The sequence below is a fragment of the Thioalkalivibrio sp. ALE9 genome (assembly GCF_000377445.1).
Classification (GTDB): Bacteria; Pseudomonadota; Gammaproteobacteria; order Ectothiorhodospirales; family Ectothiorhodospiraceae; genus Thioalkalivibrio.
In genome coordinates this window covers 376290-388082 of record NZ_KB898122.1, presented here as the reverse complement: position 1 = coordinate 388082, position 11793 = coordinate 376290, and the positions used below count along the sequence as shown (strand labels likewise).

10 protein-coding genes are annotated in these 11793 nt (G+C 66.9%); 4 read left to right on the top strand and 6 right to left on the bottom strand.

Features of this window, described 5'->3' with window-relative positions:
• Positions 1-8: 8 nt before the first annotated feature.
• Positions 9-2363 (bottom strand): penicillin-binding protein 1B, encoded by a 2355-nt coding sequence (mrcB, locus tag D106_RS0101865; RefSeq protein ID WP_081620047.1) that lies wholly within the window; start codon positions 2361-2363, stop codon positions 9-11.
• 140 nt (positions 2364-2503) lie between these two features.
• On the opposite strand from mrcB, the gene D106_RS0101860 reads away from it, so the two are divergent.
• The 4 genes from D106_RS0101860 to D106_RS0101845 all read left to right on the top strand — a co-directional run bounded on the left by D106_RS0101860 (position 2504) and on the right by D106_RS0101845 (position 6093).
• Complete coding sequence (locus D106_RS0101860; RefSeq protein WP_018879021.1) at positions 2504-4066, top strand: bifunctional aminoglycoside phosphotransferase/ATP-binding protein; 1563 nt, start codon at positions 2504-2506, stop codon at positions 4064-4066.
• A 61-nt stretch (positions 4067-4127) separates the two neighbouring features.
• Positions 4128-4928, top strand: a complete 801-nt coding sequence (locus D106_RS0101855; RefSeq protein ID WP_018875365.1) for a hypothetical protein — start codon at positions 4128-4130, stop codon at positions 4926-4928.
• A complete protein-coding gene (locus D106_RS0101850) occupies positions 4906-5460 on the top strand; it encodes a C40 family peptidase (RefSeq protein WP_018879020.1) in 555 nt (184 codons plus the stop codon). Before D106_RS0101855 ends, D106_RS0101850 begins: the two co-directional genes overlap by 23 nt.
• A gap of 105 nt (positions 5461-5565) precedes the next feature.
• A complete protein-coding gene (locus D106_RS0101845; RefSeq protein WP_038045500.1) occupies positions 5566-6093 on the top strand; it encodes a DUF302 domain-containing protein in 528 nt (175 codons plus the stop codon).
• 96 nt (positions 6094-6189) lie between these two features.
• On the opposite strand, the gene secF is transcribed toward D106_RS0101845, so the two are convergent.
• The 5 genes from secF to queA form a co-directional block, all read right to left on the bottom strand.
• Positions 6190-7137, bottom strand: a complete 948-nt coding sequence (gene secF, locus D106_RS0101840) for a protein translocase subunit SecF (protein ID WP_018867387.1) — start codon at positions 7135-7137, stop codon at positions 6190-6192.
• A gap of 16 nt (positions 7138-7153) precedes the next feature.
• A complete protein-coding gene (secD, locus tag D106_RS0101835) occupies positions 7154-9022 on the bottom strand; it encodes a protein translocase subunit SecD (protein WP_018875361.1) in 1869 nt (622 codons plus the stop codon).
• A 25-nt stretch (positions 9023-9047) separates the two neighbouring features.
• Positions 9048-9377, bottom strand: coding sequence for a preprotein translocase subunit YajC (gene yajC / locus D106_RS0101830; protein ID WP_018867385.1), 330 nt, complete (start codon positions 9375-9377; stop codon positions 9048-9050).
• Between the two features lie 84 nt (positions 9378-9461).
• On the bottom strand, positions 9462-10577 hold the full coding sequence (gene tgt, locus D106_RS0101825) for a tRNA guanosine(34) transglycosylase Tgt (protein WP_018879018.1): 1116 nt from the start codon (positions 10575-10577) through the stop codon (positions 9462-9464).
• Positions 10567-11643 (bottom strand): tRNA preQ1(34) S-adenosylmethionine ribosyltransferase-isomerase QueA, encoded by a 1077-nt coding sequence (gene queA, locus D106_RS0101820; protein ID WP_018879017.1) that lies wholly within the window; start codon positions 11641-11643, stop codon positions 10567-10569. The genes tgt and queA overlap by 11 nt, the downstream gene beginning before the upstream one ends.
• Between the last annotated feature and the right edge of the window lie 150 nt (positions 11644-11793).

Sequence of the window (11793 nt, the reverse complement as noted above, 5' to 3'; positions counted from 1 at the left end):
GAACATCTTCACCGAAATAACCTCTCGAACCAGCCCTGCGAGCCGGAATCACTGCCCAGGTCGCACTCGGCGCGCCCTTCGGGCCCCGAATTCTGCCAGAACGGCAGCGTCTTCACCGCCTCGCAGGCATGGTCCTCGTTTTCCACCCGCAGGCCGGAGGCCAGGTCCACCTCCTGATAGCCCACGCCGGGGTGGCCTTCCAGCCGCAGAGAGTGCACGCCCACCCCGGCCATGATCTCCGCCCAGACCGGCGCGGCGGAGACGCCACCGGTGAGTCCAGTCGGGCGATTGTCGTCCATCCCCAGCCAGACCACCGCCACATGCCGATCATCGAAGCCGGCGAACCAGCTGTCCCGAAAGTTGTTCGTGGTACCGGTCTTGCCAGCCACCACCTGACCACTCAGCCGCGCCGCGATCCGCCGCCCGGTCCCCTCGCGAGTCACGTCGTGCAGGGCATGGGTCAGGACGCGCACGGAACCATCCGACACCGCCCCCTGGAGCGACAGGCCGTAGTGGGACAGGACCTCGTCGTTCTGGTCCAGGACATCCCGGATCACCCGGGTACCCGTCGCGTAGCCGCCGTTCGCCAGCGCCTGGTAGAGCCCGGCCACCTCCAGCGGTGACAGCTCGATCGCGCCCAGCGCCAGCGAAGGCAACGGGGTCGGCGTCCGCTGCAGCCCCAGCGTCTGCAGCAGGTTGACCACCTGGGAAATACCGATCTCCTCCGCCAGGCGGACGGTCGCCACGTTGTAGGACTGCACCAGGGCCTCCCAGGCCGTGACCGTCCCCCGGTTCTCGCGATCGAAATTGCGCGGCGTCCAGGGCTCCCCGTGCGGCAGCTGCAGGGTCAGCGGGCTGTCATCCAGGAGGGTCGCCAGGGTGTAACGATTCGGGTTGGTCAGGGCCGCGAGATAGACGAACGGCTTGATCACCGACCCCACCTGGCGCTGGGCCTCCACGGCCCGGTTGTACCCGGGATAGCGCGGGTTGCGATCCCCCACCACCCCCAGCACTTCGCCCGCCTGCGGATCGGTCACGACCGCCGCGGCCTGCAGGTTGTCGAGGTCGGAACCGCCCCCGCGGCTCCGGACCAGCTCGTCCACACCCCGCACCAGGCGATCCTCCAGCCGCATCTGCACCACCGGATCCATGGTCGTGAAGATCCGCAGGCCCTCGCTGCGCAGATCCTCGTCCGCGTAGTCGGCCCGCAGCTCACGCCGCACCAGGTCGAGAAAGGCCGGAAAACGGCTGCGCCCCTCCGGCATTACCGGGGAGACATCAAGTGCGGTTGCCAGGGCCCGATCCACGCGCTCGCGACTCGCCAGACCGGTCTCCGCCATCGCCTCCAGGACCCGGTCGCGGCGCTGCGTGGCCCGCTCCGGGAAGCGGCGCGGATCGTAATAACTCGCTCCCCGCGCCAGACCGACCAGCAGCGCCAGCTGATCCAGGCGCAGTTCGTTCAATGGACGCTGATAGTAGAACTGGGCCGCCTGGCCAAAGCCATGGATCGCCCGCTCGCCGGTCTGCCCGAGGAACACCTCGTTCAGATACGCCTCGAGGATCTCCCGCTTGTCGTAGCGGTGTTCCAGCAACAGGGCCATCACCGCTTCATTCAGCTTGCGGCTCAGCGTCTGCTCGCGCGTCAGGTAGAAGTTCTTGACCAGCTGCTGGGTCAGCGTGCTGCCCCCCTGGACCGTGCGCCCGGCACGCAGGTTGGCGACCGCCGCGCGCCCGATGCCCACCGGATCGATCCCGCGATGCGACATGAACCGCCGATCCTCGATCGCCAGCAGCGCCCCGATCAGCTCGCGCGGTACCTCGTCGAGATCGACCAGGATGCGATCCTCACCATGGGTCGGATAGATGCTGCCAATCAGCAACGGCTCCACCCGCATCAGGTCCACATTGCGGCCCCCGGACTGCTCCGCCACCGACTGCACCCGGCCGTTCGCCAGGCGCACGCGTACCGAATAGGCCGGCTCCGGTCCGTCCCCGAACGTGAACGGCCGGGTGGTCAGCCGCACGGTACCGCCGCTGACGTGAAACTCGCCCGGGCCCGAACCCTCCGGCGTCTCGCGGTAATTCAGCGCGCGCAGCTCCATCTCCAGCGCATCCGCCGTCAGCGGGCGGCCGGCAAACAGCTCCAGCGGCCGCGCATACACCCGGGCGGGCAATGCCCAGCGCTGGCCCTCGAACCGTTCGCGGATCTCGCGGTCCAGATGATGGACATAGAGCCCCCCGATCCCCACGGCGGCCAGCAGCAGGCCGGCCAGGGTCCAGCCCCCCGCGCCCAGCAGGCGCCGGACCCGCCCCCTGCGGGGCGCGTTTCGATGACGGGGACGCTGGCGGCTCTTTCGTGGCATGGACTGGCTGGGGGGCGACGTGACCGGAACGGCTGCAATGGTAACCTGACCGACAAGCAAAAACGGGTGCATGCCCGGCGATTCCGGGAAAAACATCCGGCGCCGACGCTCGCCCGCCTGAACCTCCAAGCGGAGCCCCCATGACCGAACTGGAACAGCACCAGAAACGCCTGCGCCAACTGGTCCAGGGCAACGGCTTCCCGACGCCCCTGCCGGACACCAGAGCGGTTCGGACCATCGAGACCCATATCTCCACCGTGATCCTCGCCGGCGACGAGGCCTACAAGTTCAAGAAACCGCTGGATCTCGGCTTTCTCGACTTCACCACGCTGGACGCCCGCCGCCATTACTGCGAGACCGAGCTGGAGATTAACCGCCGCCTGGCGCCCCAGCTCTATCGGGAGGTCGTGACCCTCAATGGTGACGACGCGCATCCGGTCATCAATGGCGACGGACCCGTGCTCGACTACGCCGTGCGCATGCGTCGCTTCGACCGCGAGCGTCAGCTCGACCGACTGCTGGACCGGGACCGGCTCCCCACGGCGGCCATGGATGCGCTCGGTCACTACATCGCGGCCTTCCATGAGCGCACCGAGCGGACCGATGCTCAATCCGAGTACGGGACCGCCGAGGCCGCGACCCAACCCATGCTGGACAACTTCCCGGCCCTGTCCGAATCGGTCACCGGCGCCTCGGATCGGGCGCGCCTCGAGCGCCTGAAACAATGGACTCGAACGGAAATCAATCGGCTGTGGCCCTTTCTTCAGGAACGTCATGATGCCGGGTTCGTGCGCCACGGCCATGGTGACCTGCACCTCGGGAACCTGGTCTACGTCACGGACGAGGATGGCGACGAGGTCCCGGTCGCCTTCGACGCCATCGAATTCGATCCCGCCCTGCGCTGGATCGACGTGATGTCCGAGATCGCCTTCACCACCATGGATCTCCTGGCCCGCCGCTCCCGCGCCCATGCCTGGCGGCTGCTGAATGCCTATCTCGAGGGGCGCGAAGACTTCGATGGTCTTGCCCTGCTGCCGCTGTACCAGGTCTACCGTGCCCTGATCCGGGCCAAGGTCCAGGGCATACACGGAGCCGAGCCCCAGCTGCCGTCCGATGAACAAGCGGCCCACCGGGCGGAGATGAGTCGCTACCTCGCCCTCGCGGACCGGTTGACCGAGGCTGGCTCGCCGCGCCTCGTCCTGATGCACGGCGTCTCCGGCAGTGGCAAGACCGTCGTCAGTACCCAGGTGCTGGAGGCCCTGGGGGCGATCCGGCTGCGCTCCGACATCGAGCGCAAGCGGATGGAGGAGCCGGTGGACTACAGCGCCGCCGGGCGCGCCCGGATCTACGAACACCTGTTGCAGCGCGCGGAACGCCTGCTGTCGCTCGGACTGACCGTCGTCGTGGATGCCACCTTCCTCACCCGCGAGCAACGTGCTCCGTTCCAGGCCCTGGCCCGGCGCCATGCGGCCGGGTTCGCCGTGGTCGCCTGCCAGGCGCGCGAAGACGTTCTGCGCGACCGCCTGGAGCGCCGCGCCCGCGCGGGCACCGACGCCTCGGATGCCGGTATCGAGGTCATGCAACAGCAGCAGCCCCAACAGGAATGGCCGACCGATGCCGAAGGCTGCATCGAGGTCGCCCCGGATGCACCGCTCGACCCCGATGCCCTCGCGCACCGCCTGCTCCAGCCCGTCGCAACCTGAGCAACGCGCTACAATGAGGCCCACGAGCACCACAGTCCGCCCGGAAACCGGAGACACCCCCATGCATCGTTGCCGTACTGGCCCGTTCGACCGCCTCCGCCAGGCCCTTGCACCGCTCGCCGCCTGCGGGCTGCTGGCGCTGGGCTCTGCGGCCCAGGCCGATGCCCTGCTCCACTATGTGGACGACGAGGGGCTGGAGAGCCAGATCCTGGTGCGCGGTGACATCGTTCGCATGGAGCTGAACGAGGCGATCAGCGGCACCTCCGGCTATATGCTGTTCGACGCCACCAACGACCAGCTGACCGTCGTGGACGACACCGAACAGACCTACACCCCGCTGACCCGCGAGGTTATGGACCAGCAAATGCGCGCGATGACCGATATGGTCAGCGATCTGCGTCGCCAGATGGAGCAGCTTCCGCCGGAGGTGCGCCAGCAACTGGAATCGCAACTGGGCATCGGCGCGGAAGGCTTCGATGCCGAAATCAGCACCCGGACCACCGGCGAGCAGCGCGAGATCGGCGATTTCGTCTGTGACGAGCACGAGGTCCTGATCGATGGTCAGGTGCAGAGTACGGTCTGCGTGTCGGACCCGGCCCGTCTGGGATTGGAGGAACACGACTTCGCCACCCTGGGCGCCCTGATGGATCGCCTGTATGAGCTGTCCCTCAGCGCCCTCGAGGCCGGTGGCCCGATGGCCTCGCAGATGGGCGCGTCCCTGCTGCCGCGCGTGGATGGCATCCCCCTGGAGGTCAGCGAACACGACGGCGTGACCACTCGCCTCGCGGGCATCTCCACCGACGACCTGAGTCCCGAGCTCTTCACTGTCCCCGACCGCTATGCCGAACGCGATCTTTTCTGACGCCATCCCGCGCTTCCTGCCCCTCGCTCTGGTGGGCAGCGGCCTGCTGTTCCTCGCGGCCTGCAGCGCCGGCCCCGAGCCGCGCGGCACGGAGACCGCCACCACCATCGCCACCCCCCAGCCGCTGCCGCAGGGGCCGATGAGTCCAGCGCCCGAGGCCGGTCTGGAGCGTTCGGAGGTCGTCCTCACGGCCCTGGGGCACCTGGACACGCCCTATCGCTACGGGGGAACCGACGCCTCCGGACTCGACTGTTCCGCCCTGGTGCAGCGCGCCTACCGCGAGGCCGGTCGCAGCGTGCCGCGCACCACTCGCGACCAGGCCCGGGCCGCCACGCGGCGCGACGGCGCCCCGACGCCGGGTGACGTCGTGTTCTTCGCGATCAACGGGAGTCAAATCGATCACGTCGGGGTCTACGTCGGAGACGGACGTTTCGTACATGCACCCAGCTCCCGGGGCCAGGTGCGTATCGAGCAACTGGACAACCCCTACTGGGCCCCTCGAACCCGGTTTGCCGGTCATTTCTTCGACTGAACCCGGCATCCCGGAAAACGCGGTGCCGGCCGCCCCGAGGGGCGTTGGCGGCGACACCCGCCCTCGCTCATCCAGCCTTCGAACCCGCTACCTGAGGAAGGAACCATGAAAACGACCAACCCCGTAACACGCGCATTGCGGACCTCGGCCCTCGCCATCACCCTCGGGCTTGGCGTCGGCTTCGCCACCAGCACCGCGCACGCCTTCGGCCCCGAGACCGTGATCGAGACCCAGGAACGCGTGGTGTACAGCATCGAGGGCGAGTTCGACTTCTACTACGAGATGATCGAGGACGCCATCGCCGCCGAGGGACTGGTGATCAACAATCGTGGCTACATTGCCGACATGCTGGACCGCACCGCCGACCAGGAAAGTGGCGAAGGCCTGTACCTGAACGGCATGTCCGTGGACTTCTGCAGTGCCACCTACTCGCGCGCGACCATGGATGCGGACCCTCACAACATCACCTTCTGCCCCTACGTGATCGCAATCTACGAACTCTCCGACGAGCCCGGCACCATCTACGTGGGCTACCAGCGCGTCCCGGAGATCGGCGATGAGGCCTCCGCGGAAGCCCTGCGCGACGTCAACAAACTGGTCGACCGCATCGTGCAGAACGCCCTGTCCTTCTGAACCAGGCGGCCCGTCCGACACGAAAAAAGCCCGGGCCTTGCGGCTCCGGGCTTTTTCTTTCCGGGCCGCAACGTGCAACCCGGTGTGACGCCCCCCTCAGGGCGTCTGATCTTCCTCGGCCCCTTCCTTCTTCACCGGCAGCAGGACCTGTCGATCCACGCCCAGCATCAAGGCCGCCGTCGCCGCGATGAAGATGGACGAGTAGGTCCCGACAATGACCCCGATGATCAGGGCGATCGAGAAGTTCTGCAATGCAGCCCCCCCGAGGAACGCGAGCGAGAACAGCACCAGCAGGGTTGTCATACTCGTGACGATGGTACGCGCCAGGGTCTTGTTGACGGCGTTGTTCATTACCTGCTCCGTCCCCTGCTTGCGCAGGACCCGGAAGTTTTCCCGTATTCGGTCGTACACGACGATGGTGTCGTTGAGCGAGTAGCCAATCACCGCCAGTACCGCTGCCAGCACGCCCAGGTCGAACTCCAGCTGCAGCAACGAAAAGATCCCCAGAGTGATCAGGACGTCGTGTACCAGGGCCAGCACCGAACCGATGGAAAACCGCCACTCGAAGCGAACCGCCACGTAGATCAGGATGCCCGCCAGGGCATAGATCATCGCCAGGCCGCCCTGCTCGCGCAGCTCCTCCCCGACCGCCGGGCCGACAAACTCCACCCGACGCAGGTCCGGGTCCTGCGGTCCACCATCCTGCAGCGTGTTCAGCACGCGGTTGGAGAGCATCGCCGGATCGTCGTCATCCTCGCTTGGCGGCAGACGGATCAGCACATCGCGCGAGGTCCCGAAGGTCTGCACCTGGGCCCCGGCAAAGCCCCCGGCCGCGAGGGTCTCACGGATCGGATCCAGCTCGACCGCCTCGGGATAGCCGACCTCCACCAGGGTACCCCCGGTAAAGTCGATCCCGAAGTTCAAGCCGCGGGTTGCCAGCATGGCGATGGAAGCCAGGATCAGGATCAGCGAGATGGCGATCGTGATCTTGCGCTTGCCCAGGAAATCGATATTCGATTCGGCGAAATTCAGATGCGGAAGCATGCGGGTCTCCCGGCGCTCAGATGGCCAGGCGCGTCAGCCGGCGCTGGCGCCCGTAGGTCAGATTGACGATGGCGCGGGTCACGATGATCGCGGTAAACATCGAAGCGATGATCCCGATCGACAGCGTGATCGCGAAGCCCTTGATCGGACCGGTACCGAACAGGAACAGCACCAGGGCCGCAATCAGCGTCGTCACGTTGGCGTCCGCGATAGTCGTGAAGGCCCGGTCATAGCCGGAGGAGATCGCCGCCTGCGGTGACAACCCGTTGCGAATCTCCTCGCGTATGCGCTCGAAGATCAGCACGTTGGCGTCCACCGCCATACCGACCGTCAGCACGATCCCGGCGATCCCCGGCAGGGTCAATGTCGCCTGCAGCATCGAGAGCACCGACACGATGAAGATCAGGTTCAGGGCCAGTGCCACGTTCGCGATCAGGCCGAACACGCGGTAGTAGAGGATCATGAAGATCATCACGGCGATAAAGCCGATCACCACCGACTGCATGCCGCGGTCGATGTTCTCCTGCCCCAGGCTTGGCCCGACCGTGCGTTCTTCCACGATGGACATCGGCGCGGCCAGCGCCCCGGCACGCAGCAGCAGCGCGAGGTTGCGCGCCTCGCGGGTGCTGTCGAGTCCCGAGATCTGGAAGCGCCGACCCAGCGGCTCATTGATGCGCGCAACGTTGATCACCTCTTCGCTGCGCGAGGTCCGCAGGACCTGCTCACCGTCTTCCTCCACCGTCTCGGTGGTCGTCTCGATGAACACCGAGGCCATCAGGCGCCCCACGTTGTCCGAGGTCACCCGCGAGAAGATCCGCGCCCCCTGGCCATCCAGGTTAATGAACACGGCCGGCCCGCCGGTGTCTTGCGCAATACCGGAAGAGGCGTCGGTGATGTAGTCACCGGTCAGCATGACCTGGCGCTGCAGCAGCACCGGCGTCCCGTCACGCTCGCGATACAGACGCGTGCCCGACGGCGCACGGCCGGACTCCGCCGCCTCCATCGGGTCCCCGGATTCCGATACCAGGCGGAACTCCAGCGTCGCCGTCGCACCCAGCACCTCCTTGGCCCTGGCGGTGTCCTGCACCCCCGGAAGCTGCACGACGATGCGGTTCTCGCCCTGCTGGGCAATGATCGGCTCGGCCACGCCCAGTTCATCGACGCGCGAACGCAGGGTCGAGATATTCTGCTGCAGGGCCTGCCGCCGCAGTTCGGTCAGGTGGTCGTCGTCCAGCGTCGCCACCATCCGGATGGAGTCGCCGGAGCCGCGGACGTCCCACTCCAGTTCGCCGCGGTACTCGCGGGTCAGCCAGCTTTCGGCCGCTTCATAGTTCGCCTCGTTGCCGAACATCACGGTGAGGTCGCTGGAGCTGCGTTCGATCGTGTCAAAGGACAGCCGTTCGTCGCGCATGCGCCCGCGCAACTCGTTCGCGTAGCGCTCCATCGCCGTGCCGATCACCGCCTCCAGATCCACCTCCATCAGGAAGTGCACACCGCCGCGCAGGTCGAGGCCCAGAGCCATCGGCTGGCCATTGATCGCCCGCAGCCAGTTCGGCGTGGCCGGGGCCAGGTTCAGGGCCACCGTATGGTTGTCGTCCAGGGCGTTGCGCAGGATCTCGGCGGCGGCCGACTGCTCGTCGGTGGTCTCGAAGCGCAGCAATATCTGACCGTCGTCCTGCTCCTCGACCTGCTTTGGCGTCACGCCCTGGGCACCCAGGATGGTGCCCATGAGGTCCCGGATGTTCTCGTCGATCTCGCCGGTCATCGGATTCCCGATCTGGACCGAGGGGTCCTCCGGAAACAGGTTGGGCGCGGCGTACAGCCCCGCACCCAGAACGACCACGACGATCAGGGCGTACAGCCACGCCGGATAGGAATTGCGCATATTCGGAGACCCTGAAGGGCGGGGTTTAAAGGTCTTTGAGCGTGCCCTTGGGCATCACGGAGGCGACCGACTGCTTCTGCACGGCCACGTTTACGCCATCGGCGATATCAACCTTGATGAAGTCGTCGCTGACCTCGGTGATCTTGCCGGCCACACCGCCGTTGGTGACGATCTCGTCACCCTTGGACAGCGCCTCGACCATGTTGCGATGCTCCTTGGCGCGCTTGCTCTGCGGACGGATGATCAGGAAGTACATGATCGCGAAGAAAATAACGATCATGATCAGGAACTCGATCATGCCGCCGCCGGCGGCTCCGCCTTCCTGGGCATGCGCTGCAGAAATCAGAAAGTCCATCGAAACACTCCGTCTGTCGGTTCGGGTCGAGCCCCGCCCCGCCGCGAAAACCGCAGCCGGACGGCACGAAAAATAACGCGCGGATTATGGCACAGGCGGGACGGCCATGCCGCGCCGCGCATAGAAATCGGCGACGAACGCATCGAGCGTCCCCGCCGCGATTGCCTCGCGCATTCCGCGCATCAGGTCCTGGTAGTAATGCAGATTATGGGTGGTCGCCAGGCGCGAGCCGAGGATCTCGTTGCACTTGTCGAGATGCTTGAGATAGGCCCGCGAATAGTGACGACAGGTGTAGCACCCGCATTCCGGGTCAATCGGCCCGGTATCCTCGCGAAAACGGGCATTGCGAATGCGCAGCACGCCCTCGCGGGTGTACAGAAAACCGTTGCGCGCGTTGCGGGTGGGCATCACGCAGTCAAACATGTCCACGCCGCGACGCACTGCCTCGACGATATCCTCCGGGCGTCCCACGCCCATCAGGTAGCGTGGGCGATCCGGCGGCAACAGCGGCAGGGTCACGTCCAGGGTCTGCAGCCGCTCGTCCTCCGGCTCGCCCACCGACAATCCCCCGATCGCGTAGCCGTCAAAGCCAATCGCCTGCAGGCCTTCCGCCGATTCCCGGCGCAGCTCGGGGTACATCCCGCCCTGCACAATCCCGAACAGGGCCGCCGGGTTGTCGCCATGCGCCGCGCGCGAACGTGCCGCCCAGCGCAGGGACAATTCCATGGACTGGCGCGCCTCGTCCTCCGTGGCGGGGTACGGCGTGCACTCGTCGAAGATCATCACGATGTCCGAGCCCAGCTCGCGCTGCACCTGCATCGACGACTCCGGCGTCATCAGCACCTTCGAGCCATCCACCGGCGACTGGAAGCGCACGCCCTCCTCCGAGATCTTGCGCATCTCGGCCAGCGAAAAGACCTGGAATCCCCCGGAATCGGTCAGGATCGGCCCCTCCCAGTGCATGAAGTCGTGCAGGTCGCCATGCGCGCGGATGACCTCCGTGCCCGGGCGCAGCATCAGGTGGAAAGTATTGCCAAGGATGATCTCCGCCCCAAGCTCGCGCAGCTCTTCCGGAGTCATCGCCTTGACCGTGCCGTAGGTCCCTACCGGCATGAAGGCCGGCGTCTCGACCGTCCCGCGCGGAAAATGCAGGCGGCCGCGCCGCGCCGGGCCGTCGGCGGCCAGGTTTTCAAACTCCATCAGGGCCTCCGGTATCGGCGCTCAGGCTGGGCGGGAGGTCATCGGCCCGCCCCGGCGCCAGCCACATCGCATCGCCGTAACTGAAGAACCGGTACCGCTGCGCGACCGCATGGGCGTAAGCATCCAGGATCCGGTGATAACCGGCGAACGCCGCCACCAGCATCAGCAGCGTGCTCTGTGGCAGATGAAAATTGGTCACCATCCGGTCCACCACGCGGAACGTGTAACCCGGCTGGATGAACAGCCGGGTCTCGCCCTGGAACGGCTCAAGCGCGCCCCCGGCCGCTGCGGTCTCCAGCGAGCGCACGCACGTCGTGCCCACTGCCACCACACGCCCGCCGCGGGCCTTGCACGCCGCCACGGCGGCGCAGGCCTCGGGCGAGACCTCCAGCCACTCCGCATGCATCTCGTGCGCGGCGGTGTCCTCCACCTTGACTGGCTGGAAGGTCCCGGCCCCCACGTGCAGGGTCACCGTCGCCGTGTCCACCCCGGCCTCGCGCAGCCGCGCGAGCAGCGCGTCGTCAAAATGCAGCCCCGCGGTGGGCGCGGCGACCGCACCCTCGCGGCGGGCGAACACCGTCTGGTAGCGATCCGCATCATGGGCCTCGTCAGCCCGCTCGATATACGGCGGCAGTGGCACATGGCCGTGCACGCGCAACAGAGCCAGCACGTCCCCGGCCTCCACCAGCGCCAACCGGAAGAACGGCCCCTCGCGCCCGGTCACCTCGACCGTGAAAGCATCCGCGAGCCGCAGGCAGGTCCCCACCTTTGGCGCCCGGCTGGCCCGAACCATGGCCAGCACCTGCCCGGTCGATTCGATGCGTTCGACCAGCACCTCGACCTGGCCCCCGCTCTCCTTCTGCCCGAATACTCGCGCCGGTATCACTCGGGTGTCGTTCAGCACGAGCAGATCGCCCGGGCGCAGCAGGTTCTCGATCTCCGCAAACCCGGCATCCCGCGGGCGCTCGTCCTCCAGCACCAGCAGGCGCGACCCCACACGGTCCGGCAGTGGATACTGGGCAATCAGCTCCGGCGGGAGCTCGTAATCAAAGTCGGCAACACGCATGGCGCGCGATGCTACCACGCGCCACGCCAGCGCGGCGCGGCATGCCCCGGCCCGCGAAGCCCGTTTCTGCCGCGGGAAACCTGCGCTACACTACGGTCGCGCTGAACAAAGTCGACCTGGCTTTTTCAGCGCGCGCAGCGCTGCAAACGC

Bases quoted from the DNA above. Each gene is read 5' to 3' on its own strand.
- mrcB (WP_081620047.1), bottom strand. From the start codon at position 2,363: ATGCCACGAAAGAGCCGCCAGCGTCCCCGTCATCGAAACGCGCCCCGC.
- D106_RS0101860 (WP_018879021.1), top strand. From the start codon at position 2,504: ATGACCGAACTGGAACAGCACCAGAAACGCCTGCGCCAACTGGTCCAG.
- D106_RS0101855 (WP_018875365.1), top strand. From the start codon at position 4,128: ATGCATCGTTGCCGTACTGGCCCGTTCGACCGCCTCCGCCAGGCCCTT.
- D106_RS0101850 (WP_018879020.1), top strand. From the start codon at position 4,906: ATGCCGAACGCGATCTTTTCTGACGCCATCCCGCGCTTCCTGCCCCTC.
- D106_RS0101845 (WP_038045500.1), top strand. From the start codon at position 5,566: ATGAAAACGACCAACCCCGTAACACGCGCATTGCGGACCTCGGCCCTC.
- secF (WP_018867387.1), bottom strand. From the start codon at position 7,137: ATGCTTCCGCATCTGAATTTCGCCGAATCGAATATCGATTTCCTGGGC.
- secD (WP_018875361.1), bottom strand. From the start codon at position 9,022: ATGCGCAATTCCTATCCGGCGTGGCTGTACGCCCTGATCGTCGTGGTC.
- yajC (WP_018867385.1), bottom strand. From the start codon at position 9,377: ATGGACTTTCTGATTTCTGCAGCGCATGCCCAGGAAGGCGGAGCCGCC.
- tgt (WP_018879018.1), bottom strand. From the start codon at position 10,577: ATGGAGTTTGAAAACCTGGCCGCCGACGGCCCGGCGCGGCGCGGCCGC.
- queA (WP_018879017.1), bottom strand. From the start codon at position 11,643: ATGCGTGTTGCCGACTTTGATTACGAGCTCCCGCCGGAGCTGATTGCC.